The sequence below is a fragment of the Delftia sp. DT-2 genome (assembly GCF_028401915.1).
In the GTDB taxonomy this organism is placed as follows: Bacteria; Pseudomonadota; Gammaproteobacteria; order Burkholderiales; family Burkholderiaceae_C; genus Comamonas; species Comamonas tsuruhatensis.
In genome coordinates this window covers 302,532-323,512 of sequence record NZ_JAQOTI010000010.1, presented here as the reverse complement: position 1 = coordinate 323,512, position 20,981 = coordinate 302,532, and the positions used below count along the sequence as shown (strand labels likewise).

The 20,981-nt window shown below is 65.8% G+C and carries 18 protein-coding genes and 1 pseudogene; 8 read left to right on the top strand and 11 right to left on the bottom strand.

Going from position 1 to position 20,981, the window contains the following annotated elements:
- Window positions 1-126 precede the first annotated feature (126 nt).
- The 3 genes and pseudogenes from PO605_RS20075 to PO605_RS20065 all read right to left on the bottom strand — a co-directional run.
- Window positions 127-1,716, bottom strand: a pseudogene (locus PO605_RS20075) (EAL domain-containing protein); the annotation flags it as partial.
- Window positions 1,717-1,848: 132 nt separating this feature from the next.
- Window positions 1,849-2,322 carry a BLUF domain-containing protein gene (locus tag PO605_RS20070; RefSeq protein ID WP_231574409.1) on the bottom strand — a complete coding sequence of 158 codons (474 nt, stop codon included), beginning with the start codon at window positions 2,320-2,322 and terminating at the stop codon, window positions 1,849-1,851.
- A gap of 149 nt (window positions 2,323-2,471) precedes the next feature.
- The gene (locus PO605_RS20065) at window positions 2,472-3,374 is read right to left on the bottom strand and encodes a LysR family transcriptional regulator (protein WP_016451465.1); all 903 of its coding nucleotides are present in this window, start codon (window positions 3,372-3,374) and stop codon (window positions 2,472-2,474) included.
- 128 nt (window positions 3,375-3,502) lie between these two features.
- On the opposite strand from PO605_RS20065, the gene PO605_RS20060 reads away from it, so the two are divergent.
- Window positions 3,503-4,981 (top strand): MFS transporter, encoded by a 1,479-nt coding sequence (locus PO605_RS20060; RefSeq protein WP_047471559.1) that lies wholly within the window; start codon window positions 3,503-3,505, stop codon window positions 4,979-4,981.
- Here PO605_RS20060 and PO605_RS20055 read toward each other — a convergent pair.
- Window positions 4,962-6,344, bottom strand: a complete 1,383-nt coding sequence (locus PO605_RS20055; protein WP_016446391.1) for an aminotransferase-like domain-containing protein — start codon at window positions 6,342-6,344, stop codon at window positions 4,962-4,964. The two genes, PO605_RS20060 and PO605_RS20055, sit on opposite strands and share 20 nt — an antisense overlap.
- Before the next feature lie 174 nt (window positions 6,345-6,518).
- On the opposite strand from PO605_RS20055, the gene PO605_RS20050 reads away from it, so the two are divergent.
- The gene (locus PO605_RS20050; RefSeq protein WP_016446390.1) at window positions 6,519-6,755 is read left to right on the top strand and encodes a hypothetical protein; all 237 of its coding nucleotides are present in this window, start codon (window positions 6,519-6,521) and stop codon (window positions 6,753-6,755) included.
- 19 nt (window positions 6,756-6,774) lie between these two features.
- Here PO605_RS20050 and PO605_RS20045 read toward each other — a convergent pair whose 3' ends face one another.
- The 4 genes from PO605_RS20045 to PO605_RS20030 form a co-directional block, all read right to left on the bottom strand.
- On the bottom strand, window positions 6,775-7,575 hold the full coding sequence (locus PO605_RS20045; protein ID WP_047471562.1) for an amino acid ABC transporter permease: 801 nt from the start codon (window positions 7,573-7,575) through the stop codon (window positions 6,775-6,777).
- Window positions 7,572-8,234 carry an amino acid ABC transporter permease gene (locus PO605_RS20040; protein ID WP_047471564.1) on the bottom strand — a complete coding sequence of 221 codons (663 nt, stop codon included), beginning with the start codon at window positions 8,232-8,234 and terminating at the stop codon, window positions 7,572-7,574. The genes PO605_RS20045 and PO605_RS20040 overlap by 4 nt, the downstream gene beginning before the upstream one ends.
- Window positions 8,235-8,237: 3 nt before the next feature.
- The gene (locus PO605_RS20035; protein WP_016446387.1) at window positions 8,238-9,140 is read right to left on the bottom strand and encodes a glutamate ABC transporter substrate-binding protein; all 903 of its coding nucleotides are present in this window, start codon (window positions 9,138-9,140) and stop codon (window positions 8,238-8,240) included.
- A gap of 98 nt (window positions 9,141-9,238) precedes the next feature.
- Window positions 9,239-10,549 carry a flavin-dependent oxidoreductase gene (locus tag PO605_RS20030; RefSeq protein ID WP_047327558.1) on the bottom strand — a complete coding sequence of 437 codons (1,311 nt, stop codon included), beginning with the start codon at window positions 10,547-10,549 and terminating at the stop codon, window positions 9,239-9,241.
- A 70-nt stretch (window positions 10,550-10,619) separates the two neighbouring features.
- On the opposite strand from PO605_RS20030, the gene PO605_RS20025 reads away from it, so the two are divergent.
- The 4 genes from PO605_RS20025 (at window position 10,620) to PO605_RS31045 (ending at window position 13,203) form a co-directional block, all read left to right on the top strand.
- Complete coding sequence (locus PO605_RS20025) at window positions 10,620-11,225, top strand: TetR/AcrR family transcriptional regulator (RefSeq protein ID WP_047471566.1); 606 nt, start codon at window positions 10,620-10,622, stop codon at window positions 11,223-11,225.
- A gap of 73 nt (window positions 11,226-11,298) precedes the next feature.
- On the top strand, window positions 11,299-12,300 hold the full coding sequence (locus PO605_RS20020) for an NADP-dependent oxidoreductase (protein ID WP_047471568.1): 1,002 nt from the start codon (window positions 11,299-11,301) through the stop codon (window positions 12,298-12,300).
- Between the two features lie 30 nt (window positions 12,301-12,330).
- Complete coding sequence (locus PO605_RS20015) at window positions 12,331-13,035, top strand: SDR family oxidoreductase (protein ID WP_016446383.1); 705 nt, start codon at window positions 12,331-12,333, stop codon at window positions 13,033-13,035.
- A gap of 6 nt (window positions 13,036-13,041) precedes the next feature.
- The gene (locus PO605_RS31045) at window positions 13,042-13,203 is read left to right on the top strand and encodes a hypothetical protein (RefSeq protein WP_156136031.1); all 162 of its coding nucleotides are present in this window, start codon (window positions 13,042-13,044) and stop codon (window positions 13,201-13,203) included.
- Window positions 13,204-13,230: 27 nt separating this feature from the next.
- On the opposite strand, the gene PO605_RS20010 is transcribed toward PO605_RS31045, so the two are convergent.
- The gene (locus tag PO605_RS20010; RefSeq protein ID WP_272206780.1) at window positions 13,231-13,602 is read right to left on the bottom strand and encodes a hypothetical protein; all 372 of its coding nucleotides are present in this window, start codon (window positions 13,600-13,602) and stop codon (window positions 13,231-13,233) included.
- A gap of 592 nt (window positions 13,603-14,194) precedes the next feature.
- Between PO605_RS20010 and PO605_RS20005 the strand changes: the two genes are divergently transcribed.
- Together PO605_RS20005 and PO605_RS20000 are read left to right on the top strand one after the other, a co-directional pair.
- Entirely contained in the window at window positions 14,195-17,695 is a 3,501-nt protein-coding gene (locus tag PO605_RS20005) for an IPTL-CTERM sorting domain-containing protein (protein WP_231574543.1), read from the top strand.
- Window positions 17,696-17,824: 129 nt separating this feature from the next.
- A complete protein-coding gene (locus tag PO605_RS20000; protein WP_082001642.1) occupies window positions 17,825-18,304 on the top strand; it encodes a GNAT family N-acetyltransferase in 480 nt (159 codons plus the stop codon).
- Window positions 18,305-18,340: 36 nt separating this feature from the next.
- Here PO605_RS20000 and PO605_RS19995 read toward each other — a convergent pair whose 3' ends face one another.
- Together PO605_RS19995 and PO605_RS19990 are read right to left on the bottom strand one after the other, a co-directional pair.
- The gene (locus PO605_RS19995; protein WP_034366122.1) at window positions 18,341-18,781 is read right to left on the bottom strand and encodes a hypothetical protein; all 441 of its coding nucleotides are present in this window, start codon (window positions 18,779-18,781) and stop codon (window positions 18,341-18,343) included.
- Window positions 18,782-18,986: 205 nt separating this feature from the next.
- Window positions 18,987-20,867: a HEAT repeat domain-containing protein gene (locus PO605_RS19990; RefSeq protein WP_231574544.1), complete on the bottom strand. Its 1,881-nt coding sequence runs from the start codon at window positions 20,865-20,867 to the stop codon at window positions 18,987-18,989.
- Between the last annotated feature and the right edge of the window lie 114 nt (window positions 20,868-20,981).

Genomic DNA, 20,981 nt, shown 5'->3' with positions numbered 1-20,981 from the left:
GCAGGCCATGAAAGATTGGTACCAGACCCACCCGCACCTGTTTCACAAGCGACCATATGATCGTACGGGATGCGACAAATAGTAGCCCTGTATCTCATCGAACCCCAGCGAAACCAGCAGATCGAAGACTTCGGCGCTGTCAACGCCTTCTGCCACAAGGCGGTAGCCAAGGTCCGAGGCCATGGTCATGATGGATTTGAGCACGGCCAGCGCCCGTTCATTGGTATCGACGTCGCAGACCATGGAGCGGTCTATCTTCAATATCTCGGCAGGCAGATTCTTGAGTGACGCAAGATTGGAGTAGGCGGCACCAAAATCATCCAGTGCGACCTGGATTCCGAGTTTTCTGATGTGCTGAAGCGCCTGGACCGTGCCGTGGCCTGTCAGCACATCGCTTTCGGTGCACTCGATCACGATATTTTCCAGGGCAACGCCATATTGACTGCACATGGCGTTGAGGTAGTCCGGAAAATCGACCTCGTCCAGATTGCGCGGCGAGACATTGATGGAGACCTGGAGGTCGAGACTTTCCGCTTTCCAGGCCGCAACCTGCGCCAGCGCCGTTTTGATCACGAACCGCGTCAGGCCATGGATCAACGGCGTGGCTTCCACCAGGGGGATGAATTCGCTGGGCGGGATTTCCCCCATTTCCGGGTGCTTCCAGCGGATGAGCGCCTCCAGCCCCTTGCAGCTGAAACTGCGGTTGTCGAATTTGGGCTGGTACACCAGCCGCAGCTGCCCCTTGTCCAGCGCATGCCCAAAGTCCCGCAATAGCCGATAGGATCTTCGCTGGCGGCTGTCCTCGTTCTCCTCATAGCGGTGAAGTGACCGATGGTCGTGGCCAGCCTGCTGCACGGACACCATGGCCTTGCGAATGACATCATCGACCTCGGCCTGGGCCAGGTGGAACCGCACCACGCCTGCCCGGGGCTGAAGTTCGAACCGGAGGTCGGCACTGGTGATGGGCTTTTGCAGGTGTTTCAGCAATTGTCTGACCAGGGCCTCTTCATCTTCTTGCCTGCCCGCGCTGATGATCCATGCAAACCTGGCCAGGCCCACGTGGTACACGGTTGCGTGCGGCCCCGTCATGTCCGTGACGGCCTTCGCAATGTCACGCAGGAGCTGCTCGACATAGTTAAAGCCCAGCGCATTGCTCATTTCCAGCAGGCTGCAATGGTTGATCGCTTCCATCAATACCAGGCTGCGTGCCTCCTGCGGGGCCACAATGCAAAGGCTGTTCAGGTCGCACTGGAGCTGCGAGCGATTGTGCAAGCCCGTGACCTCGTCTACTTTTCCAATGCTGTGATGGTATTGGATCTGAGCCAGCACTATCGCAGCCATGGCGGCCAGTTGCCGGCCTTGCTCTTCAGAGAAGGTTCTGGGTCGGGTATCGATGATGCACAGGCTGCCGATGGCATGGCCGGATTTCATGATCAGGGGAACGCCGGCATAGAACCTGATGTTCGGTTGGCCGGTTACCAGCGCATTGCCTGAGAACCTGCGGTCAAGGTGCGTGTCAGGAATCACCATGATTCCTTCGTTTCTGATGGTGTGGTCGCAGAAGGCGTCTGTGCGCAGGCTGCCGTCCATGTCCACACCTACGGGCGCCTTGAACCATTGCCTGTGCTCGTCCAGAACCGTGATGATGGCAATCGGCACCATGAACATCTGGCTGGTCAGCTGGGTGATGCGCTGAAATTCCCGTCTGGCGGTCATGTCCAGGATTTCAGCGGTCTGAAGTCCGAGCAGTTGCTCTTTCTCGGATTCGGTAGTCCAACGGGTGAGCATCGATTTCCTGCCTCAGTGAACCCACATCATGAAAATCCCGCTCCGCTTTGGCCTAAGGAATTACTGAACATCCAGCAGCGGCAACAGCTCCTGCAATTTCGCCAGCGCACCAGGGCCTTCCAGCTTGGAAATCGTGCCCAGATGTTCTGTATCTTCCACAATCACATAGGCCATGGACCACTTGGCGAAACGTCTTTGATCAATGCGCGTTTGCGGGAACATCGGCGTGAAGTTGATATGTCTTTCGTCGCGCGAGATGGACTCCACCAGCAAACCCAATTGCCGTGCCGGCCCTTCGACATACTGAAAGAAACGTTCCCCGTCGAAAACCAGCATGCCCGTGATCCCGGCCGACCCGTTGAAGGAGCGTGCGGTCTTGATGATGCCCGCGATGCAGGTGGTGTCGGCCCCTGGTGCCAACTGACTGTGATAGAGGAAGCACTCCAGAGAACTCTCCTGCATAACCTCGCGCCTTTCTGTGTTGTAGGCCGACGATGGTATGGCCTGCGCGGGACGGTCCACGTAGGTGTGCAACCCGTTGTTGCATATGTAACCATCCCGGCCTCCAGCGCCTGCTGCATCTGGCGCTGGTCAGCCTTGGTCTGCTGATGGGCTGGCCCATCTGCATGGGTATCTGCATGGGTGCATGGGAGCGGCGATGGCAGCCCGCTGGCTGCGGGCGCTCATGGCGAATCAGCCTTTGCGCAAATCTCCCGTACGCACCCGCGCAGCCAGCGGTGCGCAGCATCGGCATGCAGCCTGGGATGCCAGAGCAATGAAACCGTGATCTGCGGCATGGAGACCGGAAGGGGGAAGCTGTGCATTTGCGCGCGCAGGTTGCCGGTGTGTCGTTCGGGAACGCTGGCGATCAGGTCGCTGGCGCGGGCCAGGGCCAGCGCGCTGGAAAAGCCGCCGACGGTCGCAACGATCTGCCGCTGCAGGCCGAGCGCATTCAAGGCTTCATCAATGGGCCCCTTTTCCTGCCCCCGCCGGGACACCAGGATATGCCTGCCGCTCGCATAGCGCGCGGGTGTGATCTCGCCCTGGCTCAGCGGATGGCCCTGGCGCACGACGCCGATGAAACGGTCTCGGAACAGCGCCTGCGCGCGCACCTCCGGACCTATCGTGCTTGCGACAACGCCGGTTTCCAGGTCGACCGTCCCGTCGCGAAGCGGGCCGCTGTCCTTGTTGGTCTTTTGCACGAAGCAAAGCCGTACGCCGGGCGCTTGCTGGCCCACGCGGGCAATGAGGTCCGGTCCGAAATTCTCCACGAAGCCTTCGCTGGTGCGCAGCGTGAACGTGCGCACCAGTTGTCCGAGGTCGGGCTGCCCGGCAGGGCGCAGAACAGCTTCCGTGTCCTGCACCAGCTGGCTGACCCGATCGCGCAGCTCAAGCGCTCGCGGTGTGGGAACGAGACCCCGCCCGGCCCTGACCAGCAGCGGATCGCCGGTGGTCTCACGCAGCCGCGCCAGCGCCCGGCTCATTGCCGACGGGCTCAGCCGCAACCGCTGGGCCGCGCGCGCAACGTTTCCCTCCGCAAGGAGCACATCCAGGGTGACAAGCAGGTTGAGATCGGGCTTCGGCATGGATTGACCGTAGCACAGCGGGTAGCGACATGGCGTCAAACGCATGAATAAAGTGAGAGCAGTGCGCCTTCCGCCATGCCAGGCGCGGCACTAGGCTCCTGAGAACTTGAATATGGGAGTCGCCAAAGATGAAGTCCACGTCGAAACCGATCGGTGCCGGAACAGGTGGGGCAGGGGCCGGCAGTGTGCAACAGGGGCCGCCGGTCCGGTGGGTGCTGGCCAGCCTTTCGCTGTCCATGCTGCTGTCCTCGCTGGGCACCAGCATCGCCAACGTGGGATTGCCCACCTTCGCGCAGGCGTTCAACGCGTCCTTCCAGCAGGTCCAGTGGATCGTCCTGGCCTATCTGCTGGCCATCACCGCCCTGACCGTCAGCGCCGGCCGGCTTGGCGATGTCCTGGGCCGCCGACGGCTGCTGCTGGCCGGCATCGTCCTGTTCACGCTGGCCTCGGTCCTTTGCGGCCTGGCTCCCAATCTCTGGCTGCTGATTGCCGCCCGGGCGGTGCAGGGCCTGGGCGCGGCCATCATGATGGCCCTCTCCATGGCGCTGGTCGCCGAGACGGTTCCGAAGGCGAGGACCGGTAGCGCGATGGGCCTGCTCGGAACGATGTCCGCGATGGGCACCACCCTCGGTCCAGCACTCGGCGGATATCTGATCGCCGGACCCGGCTGGCGGGCCATCTTCCTCATCAACCTGCCGCTGGGCGTCCTGACATTCCTTCTCGCGCATCGATACCTGCCCGTGCATCGCCAAGGGGCGCAGGCGGATCGGGCGCGCTTCGACCACCTGGGCACCTTGCTGCTCGCTCTGACGCTTGTGGCCTATGCACTCGCCATGACGCTGGGGCGCGCAAGCTTCGGTTCGCTCAACGGGGCTTTGCTGTCGGCCGCGGCCTTCGGCGTCGTGCTCTTCGCGAGGGCCCAGGCGGCAGCCGCATCGCCATTGATCCGATTGGAGCGGTTCCGCGATCCGGGCTTCAGCGCGAGCCTGGCCATGAATGCGCTCGTCTCGACGGTGATGATGGCGACGCTGGTGGTCGGGCCGTTCTATCTGTCTCGCGGGCTCGGGCTTGACGAAACCACGGTCGGGCTCGTGATGTCGGTGGGCCCGTTCATCGCCATCCTGAGCGGTGTCCCGGCCGGCCGTGTCGTCGATCGCCTGGGCGCTGCCCCCATGGTCATCGCCGGACTCATCGCCCTGGCGGCGGGCGCATTCGCCCTGTCCGTGCTTGCGGCGATGTTCGGTGTTGCGGGCTACGTTGCCGCCATCGCCGTCCTGACCCCTGGCTACCAGCTGTTCCAGGCCGCCAACAACACGGCCGTCATGGCCGATGTCGCTGCGGACCAGCGTGGCGTGATGTCGGGCATGCTCGGGCTGTCGCGCAACCTCGGGCTCGTCACCGGGGCATCCGTGATGGGGATGGTGTTCGCGTTCGCGTCAGGGACGGCCGACATCGCCGCGGCGCATCCCGGGGCCATTGCCCACGCGATGCGGATCACGTTCGCAGTCGCGGCAGTGCTGGTCGTGGCTGCGCTCGCGATTGCGGCTGCGATTGCGGCCGCAAGCCGCGCTCCCGCGACCGGCGCGGCTACACCACGGCAGCGCTGAACGACTCCGGCAGCCGTGCAAGCAGATGGGACAGCCGTTGAAGACCGGCGTGCAGGCGTCCACGGTCCTTGATGCTGCCCAGGGAGATGCGGATGGCATTCACGGATTCGCTGCCGGTGGCGAATGCCTGCGCGGGCGTGACGGCGATGCCCTCGCTGTCGGCGGCACGTGCCAGCTGAGCGCTAGTCCAGTACCCCGGCAGCTCCAGCCATACATGCAGGCCGTCTCCGGCGCCGCTGTACCGCCCCGCCAGGATGTCCCTGGCCATCCGGTGGCGCAGGCGCGCCTCCTTGCGCACGCCGTCCATCAATTGCCCGGCCGAACCATCGAGGATCCACTGCGTGGCCAGCGCGGCCGTCACGGGGGTGGCCATCAGCGCAAAGGACCTGAGCGCCACCAGGAAGCGCTGGCGTTCATGCGGGTCGCGCATGAGCACGAAGGCCACGCGCAGGCCGGGCGTCAGGCATTTGGACAGGGTCGAGATGTAGTACACCTGCTGCGGGGCGAATGCGGCAATGGGCGGCGGCGGGGCGTCGGCCAGCAGCCAGTAGGGGTCGTCCTCGACGATGCGCACCTGGCAGCGCCTGGCCACGCTGGCCAGCTGCTTGCGCCGGCCTTCCGACATGGTGATGGCGGTCGGGTTCTGCAGTGTCGGATTGAGGTAGACCAGCGCCGGCCTGTGCTCGCGGCAGGCCTGCTCCAGCATCTCCGGCACCATCCCCTGCCTGTCCGCCTGCACCGCCAGGATGCGCCGGCCGAACTGGGCCGCTGCGGCACGCAGGCCGGGATAGCTGGCGGGCTCCGCCAGGATCACGTCGCCCGGCGCGGTCAGCGCAAGAATCAGGGCGGCGATCGCCGCCTGCGCCCCGGGGCAGACAACGATCTGCCGGTCATCCAGACTTCCAAACATCGGCTCCAGCCATTGGGCTGCGGCCTTGCGGTCGGAATCGCTGCCCCCGCCCAGGTGGTAGGTCATCAGCAGCTGGGCATCGGCCCTCATCAATACCTGCGACAAGCCCTGTTTGAGCATGTCGTCGAAGTCCACGCCCTCGGGCGGTGGCGGGGTGTTCATGCTCAGGTCGAGCACCGAGCTCCATTCGACCTTCGGCGCCGCGACATAGGTGCCTCGCGCGCCGCGTCCCTCCAGCAGGTGGCGCCGCCGGGCCTCGTCGTAGGCGCGGGTGATGGTCGTCAGGTCCACATCCAGCTGCGCTGCCAGCAGGCGCTGCGGAGGCAGGCGGTCACCCGGTTTCAGCGATCCGTCCGCCACCGCTGCCTGCAAGGCATCCGCAATCTGCAGAAAACGGGGGCCGCGCTGCACGGCAAGGCGCGGCAGCCAGCTTGGCAAAGAGTCATCTTGCATGGTTTTCAGCAGCGATGTTGGGGTCCATGTATGGAAATTGCTTTTGGGTAGTATGCGCCACAAGGTGTGGCAGCACCGTGCTTGCATGGCCGTCGCTGACGCTCTGCCTCTCATGTCCGGGAGGGGGGCTCCCCACCGTGGACAGTGCCAAGTCATTGGCTGGAAGTTCTCAAAATGATCGATTGGATCCCCGTAGTCTTCGTCACGTTCAAGGCGCTCGTGTTCGGCACGGCCATGTTCTTCGCCATCAAGTGGCATTACGACCAAGGCAAGAAGAAGGGGGCGGACAGGCGCGAGCTGCTCATTGCGGGCGGCAAGATCGCTGCCGTCTTCACGCTGCTGCTGCTGTGCGTGCTGGCCTTCACCTTCGGCCTTGCCAGGATGCTCGGCATGGATCTGAGCCTTCCCTGAGGGCAGGCACTGGCGGGCCTCAGTGCACGGGCCGGTTCAGCCGCCTGCTCGCCCTGGATATCGCGTAGTTCACAAGGCAGTAGAGCACCGCCACCACAAGGTACACGGGCACCAGCGCGTGGTAGTTGGCAATGAGCACCTTGGCGTTCTGCATGAGCTCGCCGTAGGTGACGATGTAGCCGAAGGTGGTGTCCTTGACCACGATGACCAGTTGCGCGACCAGCGCCGGCACGATGAAGCGCACCGCCTGGGGGAAGACGACGAACCGGAAGACCTGGACCTCGGTCAGTCCCAGGCTTCGCGCGGCATCGGTCTGGCCGCGTGGCACGGCAAGCACGCCCGCGCGGTAGACCTCGGCCACCACGGCGGCGGTGCTCAGGCCTATGGGCAGGGTCAGCATCCAGTAGGTGCTCAGCTTGATGCCGGCGGCGGGCAGCACCAGAAAGCACACATAGATCAGCAGCAGCGTGGGCGTGCCGCGCAGGAATTCGATGACGGCGACGCTGGGCCAGCGCACGATGCGGGGCCGCGCCAGGCGCCCCGCCAGCAGCACCAGCCCCAGGGCCAGCGCAATCACGGCGGCCATGGCCGACGATGCCAGCGTGCCGAGCAGGCCCTTGGCCAGAAAGGCCCAGGTGGTGGGCCAGGCGAAGAATTCCCAGAACCGGGCCTCGAGCTGGCCTGCCGAATGAAAGCGCAGCGCGATGCCCGCGGCCAGCGCCAGCAGCAGGGCCGCCGCGATCAGGCTGGCCACCTGCGTGACCCGCTGGGCCTGCGGGCTGGGTGCGCCAAACAGAATGTCTTCCAGAGAACGGCTCATCGCAGTATCCGCAGCTTCTTTTCCAGGATGGCGCCCGCCCAGGCGATCAGCAATCCGGTGGCCACGTACATCGCGGCGGCCACGGCGAAGGCGGCCATGCCGGCAGCGGAGTCGTTGGCGATCTTGGACACGAGCGAGGTGAGTTCCCGGCCCGCCAGCGGCACCTGGGATGCCAGCGAGGTGGACAGCATCAGCGCAATGAGCAGCGACGTCATGGGCTGCACCACCGAGCGCAGCGCCTGCGGCAGCACCACGGCCGAGATGATCTGCATGGGCCGCATGCCCAGGCTGAGCGCGGCCTCGATCTGGCTGCCGGCGATGGTGTTGATGCCCGCGCGCAGATAGTCCGCCGTGAACGCGGAACACACCAGCGCCAGGGCCAGGACCACGCTGGGCTCATAGTCGATCACGACGTTGAGATCGGGCAGCGCGAACACGATGAAGATCAGCAGCGCCACGCTGGGGATGTTGCGGAAGATCTCGACGTAGCCCGTCAGCACGAAGCGCAGCGGCGGCAGCGGAAGCAACCTGAGCACCGTGACGACCACGCCCAGCAGGAAGCCGGGCAGGAACGAGAACGCGGTGAGCTTCCAGGTCAGCAAGAGGGCCTGCCAGAAGGCAGGCCCGTGGTCGGCGAGGAGTCTGAAGACGTCACCCATCGCTCAGGGCAGGGCGGGCGGCGTGGGAACGGCCGTGCTGCCGGTGCGCTGGCCGATGGAGATGGTCCACAGCTTGGCCCAGGTGCCGTCGGCTTCGATTTTCTTCAGGAAGGCATTGATGAAGGCCACGCCGTCCGAGCCCTTGGGCAGGCCGATGCCATAGGAATCCTGCGTGCCGAAGGGCGCGCCCGCCAGCCGCGCGTCGCCGGTGCCCAGGCTCAGGGTGTTGAGCAGCAGGGTGTAGTCGGTCACATAGGCGTCCACGCGGCCCTGGCGCAGGGAGTCCAGCGCTTCCTGGTGCGTCTGGAACTCCTGCACGACCGCCTTGGGCGCGTGCTGCGCCAGGATGGCAGGCCCCGTGGAGCCGGCCTGCGTGGCGACCTTCTTGCCGCCCAGATCGCTGTACGACTGCACGGTCTTGTTGCTTGCCTTGACCAGCACCCCGGCCTGCGAGGTGTAGTAGGGGCCGGCAAACGAGATCTTCTCGGCACGGGCGGGGGTGATGGAGTAGGTGGCAATCACCATGTCCGCCTGGTTGTTGATCAGCACCTGCTCGCGCGTGGACGAGGTGACCTGCGCGAACTGGTACTTGGACGCATCGCCCAGGATGTAGCGCGTGAGCAGCTGGGCCAGGCCTGCGTCGAAGCCGCGGATCTTGCCGTCCTTCTCGTTGAGCAGGGAAAACAGATTGGAGGTCTGGGTGCTGCCCAGGCGCAGCGTGCCGGCCTGCTTGATCTTGCTGGCCCAGGTGCTCGATGCGATGGTCGCGGCGTCGGCGACGGGGCCTTGCGCAATCAGGGCGTCGAACGCCGCTGTGTTCAGGGGCGCGCCCTGCGCAAAGAGCGAACCGCTGCCCACGATCGCCAGTGCCACCACGGTGGATTTCAGAATGGATTGGATCGGCATGGGGTCTTCCTGCTGGGTCTGTGATGTAAATCTGGGGATGGCTGCCAGGGGCAAGGGCCGATTATGGCGACTCGCGGCCCTTGCCGCCGCACAAGGGCTCAGGCCCCGGCCACGCGCTGCCCCGGCGCAATGGTGGGGGGCGCGGCGTTGAGCGTCTCGATCGCAAAGCCGGCAGCGGCCTTGTACCGGGCCATGAAGCCCTCGCGCTCCTCGCGTGGCAGCACCTCGTCGATGTCGTCGAAGACGCCGCCGCAGCGCTCGTCCACCAGCCCCAGCAGGCCGAAGGGGCCGGCCCCCCGGTTGCGCAGCACCAGCGCCGAGAGGTCCTTGCACAGCTTGTCGTCATAGGCGCGCAGCGCCTGCGGGCCCACGCCGTGGGCAAGGAACTGTGCACCCAGCACGCGCGCGTCCACGATGGCCTGGCTGGCGCCGTTGGAGCCCACCGGGTACATCACATGCGCCGCATCGCCCAGCAAGGCCACGCGGCCGTCCACCCAGGTGGGCACGGGGTCGCGGTCGATCATGGGGTACTCGAAGACATCCGTGGCGCCGCGCAGCATGGCCGGCACGTCCAGCCAGCCGTAGTCCCAGCCGTCGAAGTGGTGGATGAATTCCTCCAGCGCCACGCGCCGGTTCCAGTCGCCCTGCCGCCAGCCGCCCTGGTTGTCCACCGTGATCTCGGCGATCCAGTTGATGGTGGCCAGGCCCGTGACGGGGTCCGGCGGCGTGATGGGGTACAGCACCACGCGATGGCGCAGCGAGCCCACGCCCACGAAGGATGCGCCGGTGCGCACCGGCACCCCGGGCGTGGTGCCGCGCCACATGATGGCGCCGCCCCACTGTATGGGCGGCTGCGTGGGGTGCATCTGCGCGCGCACGGCCGAGTGCAGGCCATCGGCCGCCACCAGCAGCGAGCCCTGCACCTCCAGCCGCTGGCCATCGCGGGTGTCGATGAGGGCGGTCACGCCCTCGGCATCCTGCCGGTAGCCCACCACGCGCCGGCCCAGCTGCACGGCGTCGTCGCCCAGGCGCTGCCTGACGGCGTTGAACAGCATCATCTGCAGCTGCCCGCGGTGCACCGCGTACTGCGGCCAGCGGTAGCCGGCCTGCAGCCCGCGCGGCTCGGCATACACCTCGTTGCCGTTGCGCCCGACCAGCGCCCATTCCCGGGCCTGCAGGCCGATGGTGTCCAGCACATCGTTGCCGAAACCCAGGTCATGCAGTTCCCGCACCGCGTTCGGCTGCAGGTTGATGCCCACGCCCAGCGGCTGCAACTGCGCCACCGACTCGAACACGATGCAGGGCACGCCGATCTGGTGCAGCGTGAGGGCAGTGGCCATGCCACCGATGCCGCCGCCGGCAATGAGCACGGGGCGGGATGGATTGTGGTGTGAAGCAGCAGCAGACATGCCGGGATTGTCCATGCAATGGCTGCGGGCGGATGTCCCATCTGCGGCGCGTGCATGGCGCAAACAATGTATGATGACCATCATGCGAAACACCAATTCCAGCACCCGGGCTTCCGCCAAGGAGGCCACGCATGAGCGCATCGTCTCCGTGGCGGCGCGTGCCATCCGCCGCAGCGGCTATGGCGGCACCGGGGTGGCGGACATCATGAAGGAGGCGGGCCTGACGCATGGCGCCTTCTACGCCCACTTCGCCTCGCGCGATGCCATGCTGGCGGAAGCGGCGGGCAAGGCCTGCGCGGAGTCCTGTGCCGCCGTCGCCGACGTGGTGGCCAAGGCGCCGCCCGGCATGGCACTGCATGCCATGCTGGCCACCTATCTTTCCAAGGAACATGTCCAGCGCGCCGAGGTGGGCTGCCCCCTGGCGGCCCTGGGTTCCGAGACCTCGCGCCAGGCGCCGGAGGTGCGCCGCGTGGCCACGGGCCACATCAAGGAAATGGTCGATCTCATCACCCGCCAATCACCGGACTGGGGGCAGCCCGGTGCCCACGAGCGCGCTCTCGTCACCTTGTCCACCATGGTCGGCAGCCTGCTGCTGGCTCGGGCGGTGGATGATCCGGCCCTGTCCGACAGCCTGCGCGAGGCAGCACTCAAGCACCTGGCGCCAGCCAACCAGTGATGGCGCATGCCCAGTGCATGTGCCAGGATTTTTTTTGCCGTTACATATGATGATCATCATATAAAGGAAGACCATGAAGGCATTTGTTCTGGAAAGCTATGGAGCGAACCGCGCCTTGCAGCTGGCAGACGTACCCGAGCCGCAGCTGCGTGACGACGAAGTCCTGGTCCAGGTCCATGCCGCAGGCGTGAACCAGCTGGACTCCAAGATCAAGGATGGGCAATTCAAGCTCATCCTGCCCTATCGCCTGCCCCTGATCCTGGGCCACGACGTGGCCGGCGTGGTGGTCAAGGCCGGCCCGCGCGTGCGGCAGTTCAAGCCCGGTGACGAGGTCTATGCACGCACGGACGATTTCCGGATCGGCACGTTCGCGGAGTTCGTGCCGGTCAAGGAGTCGTCGCTGGCGCCAAAACCCAAGGGGCTCACGATGGAAGAGGCCGCCTCCATCCCCCTGGTGGGCCTGACGGCCTGGCAGGCACTGGTGGAGACAGCGAAGCTGACGAAGGGGCAAGGGGTCTTCATCCAGGCTGGCTCCGGGGGCGTGGGCACGTTCGCCATCCAGCTGGCCAGGCACCTGGGCGCCACCGTTGCCACCACCACAAGCGCTGCCAACTTCGAACTGGTCAGGAGCCTGGGTGCGGATGTCGTCATCGACTACCGCACGCAGGACTTCGAGGATGTCCTGCACGACTACGACGTGGTGCTCAACAGCCAGGACGGCAAGACGCTTGGCAAATCCCTGCGCGTGCTCAAGGGCGGCGCGAAGCTGATCTCCATCTCCGGCCCGCCCGATCCCGCATTTGGCAGAAACATCGCGGCGCCCGCATTCGTGCGGCTGGTGATGCGGCTGCTCAGCTCCGGCATCAGGCGGCGGGCGCGAGGCCGTGGCATTGACTACTCCTTTCTCTTCATGAAGGCCGACGGCGCCCAGCTGCGCGAGATCACCCGCCTCATCGAGGCGGGCGCCATCCGCCCGGTCGTGGACAAGGTCTTCGCATTCGAGTCCACCAACGAGGCCCTTGCCTATGCCGAAGCCGGCCACGCAAAGGGCAAGGTCGTCATCAAGATCCGTTGAATCTGTTTCCCCCCACCCCTGGAGTGCTCCATGAAAATTGAAAACGCTGTTGTTCTCGTCACCGGTGCCAATCGCGGCATCGGCCTGGCTTTCGCACGCGAGCTGCTTGCCCGTGGCGCCCGCAAGGTCTACGCCGGCGCGCGCGACCCCGCCACCGTCACCCAGCCCGGCGTGCATGCCCTGCAGCTGGACGTGAACCGCCCGCAGGACGTGGCCGCCGCCGCAGCGCAGGCGTCGGACGTCACGCTGGTGATCAACAACGCCGGCATCGCGCAGCCCGGCGGCTTTCTGGCGCCCGACAGCGAAGAGGTCGCCAGGCGCATCTTCGAGACCAACTTCTTCGCCGTGCTGCGCATGAGCCAGGCCTTTGCGCCGGTTCTCAAGGCCAACGGCGGCGGGGCCTTGCTCAATGTGCTGTCGGTGGCCTCCTGGGTCAATGGCGGCGAACTGGCCGCCTACTCGGCCAGCAAGTCGGCCGCCTGGTCGCTTACCAACGCCCTGCGCAGCGAGCTTGCAGGGCAGAAGACACAGGTGCTGGGCCTGCACATGGCCTATGTCGATACCGACCTCACGCGCGGGCTTGACGCACCGAAGTCCAGCCCCGAGGACATCGTCAGCCGCGCGCTGGACGGACTGGAGGCCGGGCTCGATGAAGTGCTGGCCGACGAGCTCACCCAGCAGGTCAAGCGCGGCATGACGGCGGCCCGGCCAAGCTATCTGCCGCAGGGCGCCTGAGCCTGGATGACCGCCGCAGCCCGTGGCCGGACCATCAACACAGGCCGGGCCATGAAGTGCGCGCCATGGCAGATCGCCGTGCTCTCCCCGGGCGTGTGCCTGGGAATCTGCGGCCAGTGCAACGCAGGGCTGACTGTGGTGCTGAGTACGGCGCTGAGTGTGGGCTGAACGCAGGCTGACTGGCGCGCTGGCGCGTCAGCTGCTGCCGTCCAGCCCGGGCGCCGGCCGGCGCTCAAGCAGTTGCGCCATGGCCCGGGCAGCCGCCTCGGCCGCTTCGGCGCGGCGCATCTCGGCCGCGTCTTCGAACCCGCAGCCCATGGCCTGGGCCTCGGTGCCGGCGTAGTCGGCCAGCGTCTCGGCGCTGTCGCGGATGCTTTGCAGGGCGCGGGCCACCACGTCCATGTGGCGATGGCCCTTGGGCGTCTCCAGCCATGCCAGGGCGAGCTGGGCGATGGAGGAGATCTCTGCACAGCCTTGCTGCACGAGATGGTCCACCTGGGTGAGGGCGCTGGACAGTTGCCGGGTGGTGTGGCTGTCCGTGGCGGATTTGGGCTGGGCGGGGTTCATGCCTTGGCCCTCCGTGTGGAAAGGGCGGCGCCAAGAGAGGGCGCGCAGGTGACAGCGAGAGAAACGGCGTTCATGGTTCCGTACTCCTATGCGAGATTTGAAACCACCAGCCCCGTGTTTTGAAGCACGGAAAAGGTGGACGGGATGTTCAAAACACGCGCATAGACGTGCGGGCAGCCTTGCGGACAGCCCCATCCCGCCCGTAACCGTTTGGACGAGCGGGCGGGAGCCCACTTACCAGGTGTTCAGACGTGACGAGGCCTTCTTTCGGGAAGGCTCAACCGCTATACGACGGATGTTTTGAAGCATCAGCCCCGGGACAGGGGGCCGGGGCGGATGATAGCGCGGGTAGGGAGGGGAACGCCCCTTTTTTGGGGAGTGAGGCTTGCGAAACGTCCAGTCAAGCGCGGCACGAACGCACAGTCAAGCCGCCAGGGCTGCGCGCCCGCAAGATGGCCGGCAGTGCGCATCCACCCGTGCCACACGCTTGCATCAACATGGCTTTCAGCGCTTGATACACAAGAGCTGAAAGCATTTTTCATGGCCGATCGCGGCTGGGTGGAACACCGCTCCACCCACCCACCCCATCGCCATGAAAACCCTTACCCTTCGAATTGCCATGCTGCTGCTGACGGCGGCGGCTTCAGTGTCTGCTGGTGCAGTCACGGTATTCGACAACCTGGCAGCCGCCAATGACCCGTGGCTCATCCAGCACAACTCCAGCTACCACACCAAACTGTGGGTGGCCAACCGCATCCCGATTGGCAGCCAGTCGCTGCGCATCACGCAGGTGAAGATGAATCTCACCCAGATCGACCAGTTCGAGCTGCAAGTGTGCGCAACCGACGCCAGCGCCGCCACGCCGTTCGTGGACATGACGGCCTGTGCCCCCTTCACCGCCGACGCGGCCACGCCGGGCATGCGCGTGTTCACGGGCGACCGCATCGTGGCGGCGGGCGACTTTGCCTGGGTGGTGGTGCGCAGCATCGGCCAGACCATGATCCGCCGCCAGATCACCACGGCCACCAACGACGGGCTGACCTGGTATTCAGGCGCGAGCCACAAGCCGGCCTGGGTGGCCGAGCCGCAGACCTCCATCGGCATGACGGTCGAGGCCGGCTCCGTGCAGCTCGATGGCGTGTGCGGCAGTGCCAGCAGCACCACGCCTCGCCGTTATCTGCCAGACGCCTTGCTGTGCAGCGTGGGCACGACCAGCGGCGTGATGGATGAAACCTACTCCTTCTCCTGGGTGTGCCAGAGCAGCTACGGCGGCAACCCTTCGCCGCAATGCTCCGTGCCTCGCGCCTACCTCGTTACCTCCCAGGCCACGGGCGGCGGCAGCATCGAGGCGGGGCGCGATGTAGCGGCGGGGCAGCAGGCCAGCTTCACGCTCACCACGCCACCGGGCTATACGGTGCAGGTCAGCGGCTGCGGCGGATCGCTTGCGGGCAACACCTACACCACTGCGACCATTACCGGCAATTGCACCATCAGCGCCACCTTCGCCCCGCCGCCCACCAATGGCGCGTGTGGCAGCACTGCGCCTTCGCTCACCTTGCCAACCCTCTTGTGCAGCGCCGGTTCGGCCACCAACCAGTCTGCCGCGTCCGATGCCTTCCGCTGGAATTGCGCGGGCATCAGCGGCGGCACCACGGCCGCTTGCCTGGCACCGCGCCAGTACATGGTGACAGTCAACACGGATGCGGGCATTGCCAGCGCACAGTGCACCCCGAACCCCGTGACCCATGGCTCCAGCGCCACCTGCACGGCCACGGTGCACGACCCTGTCGCCCGCCCCTTCAGCGGCTGGGGCGGCGCCTGCAGCGGCACGGGGGCTTGCCAGCCCGTGGTGCTCGGGGCTACCACCGTCTCTGCCAACACGACGCTCATCACCTACGCCATCACTACCACTGCCACCACGGGCGGGAGCATGTCTTGCACGCCCAACCCCGTGCCCCACGGCCAGGCCGCTGGCTGCACTGCCACGCCGCAAACGGGCTTTCAGTTCACCGGCTGGACGGGCGATTGCGCGGGCACGGGTGCATGCCAGTTCACCAACGTGACCAGCGCGCACAGCGTGGGAGCCACCTTCGCGCCGATTACCTACGCCATCGCCACCCCTGCCGTCACCGGCGGCAGCGTGAACTGCACGGCCAACCCCGTGCCCCATGGGCAAGACACCATCTGCGTCGCCTCGCCCGCGATGGGCTACCACTTCACCCATTGGTCGGGCGATTGCACGGGCACTGCCAGCGCGTGCATTCTCTACAACGTGACCAGCCCGCGCAGCGTGGGGGCCACATTTGTACTCAACACCTATTCCATCGGCATCGTCCCCGCCCCGGCCAACGGCACAGTCACCTGTACGCCCAACCCCGTCACCCACGGCCAGGATGCAAGCTGCACCGCCACGCCCGATGCGGGCTACCACTTCACCAGTTGGTCGGGCGATTGCACGGGCACGGGGGCATGCCAGTTCACCAGCGTGACCGCGTCGCGCACCGTCTCGGCCACCTTCACGCCCAACACCCACTCCATCGCCACCCCCGCCGCCGTCAACGGCACGGTCACCTGCACGCCCAACCCCGTGACCCACGGCCAGGACGCAAGCTGCACCGCTACGCCCGATACGGGCTATCACTTCACCAGTTGGTCAGGCGATTGCACGGGCACGGGAGCATGCCAGCTCACCAACGTGACCAGCCCGCGCAGCGTGGGTGCCACCTTCGCGCTCAACACCTATTCCATCGGCATCGTCCCCGCCCCGGCCAATGGCACGGTCACCTGCACGCCCAACCCCGTGACCCACGGCCAGGCCGCAAGCTGCACCGCCACGCCCGATACGGGCTACCACTTCACCAGTTGGTCGGGCGATTGCGCAGGGGCGGGGGCATGCCAGCTCACCAACGTGACCAGCCCGCGCAGCGTGAGTGCCACCTTCGCGCTGAACACCTATCCCATCAGCATCGCCCCCGCCGCCACCAACGGCACGGTCACCTGCACGCCCAACCCCGTGACCCACGGCCAGGTCGCAAGCTGCACCGCCACGCCCGATACGGGCTATCACTTCACCAGTTGGTCAGGCGATTGCGCGGGGGCGGGTGCATGCCAGCTCACCAACGTGACCAGCCCGCGCAGCGTGGGTGCCACCTTCGCGCTGAACACATACCCCATCAGCATCACCCCCGCGACCACCAACGGCACAGTCACCTGCACACCCAACCCCGTCACCCACGGCCAGGACGCAAGCTGCACCGCCACGCCTGGTACGGGCTATCACTTCACCAGTTGGTCGGGCGATTGCGCGGGCACGGGAGCATGCCAGCTCACCAACGTGACCAGTCCGCGCAGCGTTTCGGCCACGTTCACCCACGACCCGGTCGATGCCACCTGCGGCTCAGCGGCCAACGGCGCTGTGGCCTTCAAGCCCAGCGCGAATCTGTGCGCCACGGGTACGCCAGGGACCGTGCTATCCGCTGGCGGCCAATACAAATGGCAGTGCAGCGGTGAATATGGCGGCGCAGCGCAGCAGTGCAGCGCACCGTGGCAGGGTGCGGGGGGCAACGGCAATCTGGGGGCGGTGGAGGTGGATGGAGCGAACGGCTGGGAGATCAGCAGCGCCGCCTTTGCCTCCACCTTGCCCGCGCCCTTGCCGTCCCATGTGCGTGCGGTGCACGCGCCGCTGGGCCTGGTGCTGGGGCGTGTCGCTGGCAATGCAGATGCACAGGTGACCGTGCACTTCACCACGCCAGTGCCGCAGGGGGCCGTTTATTACAAATACGGCCCCAGCCCCGACGGGCTGGGCTGCACCGGCGCTGCCTGCGCGCAGCCGCACTGGTATGCGCTGCCCGGCGCGCAGTTTGCACCCGACGGCCTGAGCGTGACCTTCACCCTGGCCGATGGCGGCGTGGGTGACAGCGATTCCGTGCCCAACCAGATCACCGACCCCGGCCTGCCCGTGCTGCTGGCCCCGCAGGCCATCCCCGCGCTCGGCCCCTGGGCGCTGGCGTTGCTTTCGCTGCTGGCAGCGGGTCTGGTGGCGGTGCGTTGCCGAGCGTCGAGCAGTGGTTGCGCACCGCCGATCAGAAAGTGAAGCCTTGGCTTGCAGCGGCAGCAACCCCGCACTGTGGACTGCTGCCCCTTGGTTGACGCTCAGATAGACGGTCGGCAACCACCGTTTTGGTAGGCTTTGAATTTGATGGATAGACAACCAGATACAGGCATGAATTTGAAATTTAAGCGGCTCACTGAAGTTGATCCGGCTCACATTGTTTCGCTGAACAACAATCCAGATGTGCTGCGACAAATGCCGCTTGGAAGTGCGAATTTCGACCTGGCGAAAGCAAATGAATGGGCTCGGCAAAAGGATGCCCAGTGGCAGCAATACGGCTATGGGCCATGGGCGTTTGAAATTGACCAGCAATTTGCCGGCTGGGGCGGTTTGCAGTACGAGGAAGGTGATGCCGACCTCGCTTTGGTGCTTCATCCCAAATTCTGGGGAAGTGGCAAAGCCGTCTATCAAGAGATAGTGAAACGTGCATTCACTGGCTTGGGGCTGAGCTCCATCACGATTTTGCTGCCACCTTCAAGAACCAGAATAAAAGGGATTCTCAAGCTGGGATTTCGGCCAGATGGCGCACTGGATATCGAGGGGGCTCGCTTTTTGCGCTATCGCCTGCATGCACCCGGCAAACCCGCTTGACCAGATCTTTGGGCAGCGCGTCTTGATCCCGCGCGCTCATACCTTGGCGAGGAAGGCCGCTGCATCACCCGCTTCACACTTCCAGTCTGCGAAGACCCCAACCAGATTGCACTCCACGCAGCGGCAAGCGATGTAGTACCAGCGCACGTCGTGTGTGCCTTCGTACACGGAGACGCCGGACATCAGTTCGAACGTCTCGTTCTCGCACACGCACTCGTGTGCCTCAGGGGCGGCCTCTTCAACATGTTCCGCGCTGTCGCCCATCAGGTGTTCCTGCCCGCAGTCGGTGCAGGTGCGGATGGCCACGCCGGCTTCTTCATCCGTCTGCAGCGCAAAAGTCCGACATCCGCAATCGCATTTGGACGAGGCAAACCGGACGGCCTCATGGCGATTCGCAACGCTGTAGCTGCGCAGCTCGGCTTGGGTGTCGCCGGACGTTGTCCCGTACCAGAACTCGCCCTTCTTCGTCAGTGCCATTGATACTGTTCCATTCTTCAAGTTGGGCTTCCCGGCAGACCTGACGCCAAGCTTTCCCGATCGTCTGGATTTTGCCTGAAGGCACGGTGAATCTTCGTCAAGGGGCCGGGCAGCTCTCAGCCTCAAGCAGCCGCACCGAATGCCGGCTCTACAGCGATGGCAGATCCTGACCGGGCGCACCGCAATCCGTGCGGGGATGTGCGTGTCAGCGTTCCCTGCGCAGCTGTCTGGCACTGGCCAACAGGAATGCGCGCGTGCCCGGCGCGCCCAGCCCATCGAGTGCGCCACCATCTTGCGCGCCCATGGCCAGCCAGGCTTGCATTGCGGCCTGCGCCACCTCCAGATGAAACTCTTTCAGCAGCAGGCGGACAAGCGGAGCCCCCGCCGCAGGGTCTGCGATCTGCCCCAGCGCCATGGCCGCTGCCTGGCGGCGGCGCGCGTTGGGGCTGCTCAGTTGATCGATCAGTGCAGGCACAACCGCCCGGTCGCCCAGACTGCCCAGACGGCCCAAGGCTTCCAATATCTCTTCGGTGGCGAGGTCGGCCTGCAGCGCCCGTATCAGGTCGGGAATCGCCTCGCGCGTGGCTGCCTTCGCCAGCGCTTCGGTGATCAGCCGGGCATCAGCCGGCGATTCGGCTTGCAGCAATGCCGCAGCCAGCGCCGCGCTGGCCTCGGCGCTGGGCGTGGCTGACAGCGACAGCATGGCGGCGTCCCGCAACGGGTTGCGGCGGACCATCAGAGGCGCCAGCAAACCGGCCCCCTGGGGGTCGCGGAATTCGGCAAGCGCCATCACGTAGCGGTATCGCAAGCTGTCGCCGGCTGCCTGGGCTGCAGCGATCAGCGCAGGCAATACGTCAGCCCCTTGCGCTGCCAGCGCTTTGCAGACGTGGTGGACGTATTCGTTGCGGATGCCGGGTATCAGCCCCAGGAGCAGGGCCTGCACCTGGGGGCCGCGAAGATTCTGGCAGGCGTACGCCACGGCGCTGGCATTCCAGTGGTGGGGGTCGTCCGCCAATGCCTTCGCGAAGCCTTCGAAACCCTCTGCTGAGCCCATCAAGGCCAGCGCTTCGGCCACGCCCACGGCGTCGCCGCCGCACAGCTGGGGCAGCATGGCGCGCAGATGCTGGGCCGCTTCCTGGGGCGCGGTGCGCGCCAGCTGCAGCGCGGCGGCTCGCCGTACCTGCAGCGACGCCGTGCGCAACCCTGCGCGGGGCCACTGCGACTCGCCGGGCCCTTGCAGCTGGGCCAACACCTCGGCCAGCTCGTCGGCATCGCGCGGTGTCCTTGCCTGCTCCAGCGCGGCCATCAGTTCAGGCACGGCTTCCTGCGCCTTCAGCGGGCCCAGCGCCGGTGCTGCAACGGTCACTCCGGCACGCAGCAGTGGCGCGATCGCACGCGCGTCGCCCAACTCGCCAAGCACCTTGACCAGTGCCGTCCTCAGCTCCCGCGGCATCCCGCGGCGCGGATGTTCAAACGTCTCGATCAGCGGGACCACGGCTGCCGTATCGCCCAGGCGCCCCAGTGCGCTGATGCAGGTCCCGCGGACTCTGGCGTCCGCATCGTGGAGTCCTTCCATCAGCAGGTCCAGGCAGGCGTGTGTGGATTTCTGGACCACCGCGCTGCACAGCGTGCTGATCACCTCGCCAAAGTCTTTCTTTTTGTCGGTCTCCTCACGCCGCAGCGTGCGGATGGCCTCCAGCAGGTCGGCGATCCAGTGTTCGTCGGCGTGGCTGTGAATGGATGTCGCCGCATACTCGCGCACCGCTGCGCTGCGGTGGCCCAAGGCCTTGAACAAAGGCGCCCGGGCCTGTGGCGAGGAGATACGGCCCAGGTACATGCAGCCCGAGCAGGCTTCGTCAACGCTCTTGGACTTGGCCATGCGCAGGTACAGGGGCAGTGCCTCATTGGAGGGACGGATCAACAAGGCCTGCCTGGCCGCGTCAGCCACCTTTGCGTCTTCGTCCAGCGTCGCGCTCACCAGGAGCGCGGGAGCGCGGTCCGCCAGCTCCAGCAGTGCATTTCGGGCCAGGGGCAGCTGATTTGCCGGCGCGGACCTCATGAATGTCGTGATGGCCTCGAAAGCCACTGCGGGGGCAGCGCAGGACAGCGCTTGCAGCGCCAAGAACACATCGACGTTTTTTGTGGAGCTCTGCAGCTGGTCTGCGAGTGCCTGGCTTGGGTTGTCGTTCATAAGTACTGG

Excerpts from the sequence above, each read along its gene's own strand:
- PO605_RS20065 (WP_016451465.1), bottom strand. The coding sequence starts at position 3,374 with ATGCCGAAGCCCGATCTCAACCTGCTTGTCACCCTGGATGTGCTCCTT.
- PO605_RS20015 (WP_016446383.1), top strand. The coding sequence starts at position 12,331 with ATGAAAATTGAAAACGCTGTTGTTCTCGTCACCGGTGCCAATCGCGGC.
- PO605_RS20035 (WP_016446387.1), bottom strand. The coding sequence starts at position 9,140 with ATGCCGATCCAATCCATTCTGAAATCCACCGTGGTGGCACTGGCGATC.
- PO605_RS19995 (WP_034366122.1), bottom strand. The coding sequence starts at position 18,781 with ATGGCACTGACGAAGAAGGGCGAGTTCTGGTACGGGACAACGTCCGGC.
- PO605_RS20045 (WP_047471562.1), bottom strand. The coding sequence starts at position 7,575 with ATGAGCCGTTCTCTGGAAGACATTCTGTTTGGCGCACCCAGCCCGCAG.
- PO605_RS31045 (WP_156136031.1), top strand. The coding sequence starts at position 13,042 with ATGACCGCCGCAGCCCGTGGCCGGACCATCAACACAGGCCGGGCCATG.
- PO605_RS20000 (WP_082001642.1), top strand. The coding sequence starts at position 17,825 with ATGAATTTGAAATTTAAGCGGCTCACTGAAGTTGATCCGGCTCACATT.
- PO605_RS20020 (WP_047471568.1), top strand. The coding sequence starts at position 11,299 with ATGAAGGCATTTGTTCTGGAAAGCTATGGAGCGAACCGCGCCTTGCAG.
- PO605_RS20040 (WP_047471564.1), bottom strand. The coding sequence starts at position 8,234 with ATGGGTGACGTCTTCAGACTCCTCGCCGACCACGGGCCTGCCTTCTGG.
- PO605_RS20010 (WP_272206780.1), bottom strand. The coding sequence starts at position 13,602 with ATGAACCCCGCCCAGCCCAAATCCGCCACGGACAGCCACACCACCCGG.
- PO605_RS20030 (WP_047327558.1), bottom strand. The coding sequence starts at position 10,549 with ATGTCTGCTGCTGCTTCACACCACAATCCATCCCGCCCCGTGCTCATT.
- PO605_RS20050 (WP_016446390.1), top strand. The coding sequence starts at position 6,519 with ATGATCGATTGGATCCCCGTAGTCTTCGTCACGTTCAAGGCGCTCGTG.
- PO605_RS20025 (WP_047471566.1), top strand. The coding sequence starts at position 10,620 with ATGATGACCATCATGCGAAACACCAATTCCAGCACCCGGGCTTCCGCC.
- PO605_RS20005 (WP_231574543.1), top strand. The coding sequence starts at position 14,195 with ATGAAAACCCTTACCCTTCGAATTGCCATGCTGCTGCTGACGGCGGCG.
- PO605_RS20055 (WP_016446391.1), bottom strand. The coding sequence starts at position 6,344 with ATGCAAGATGACTCTTTGCCAAGCTGGCTGCCGCGCCTTGCCGTGCAG.
- PO605_RS20060 (WP_047471559.1), top strand. The coding sequence starts at position 3,503 with ATGAAGTCCACGTCGAAACCGATCGGTGCCGGAACAGGTGGGGCAGGG.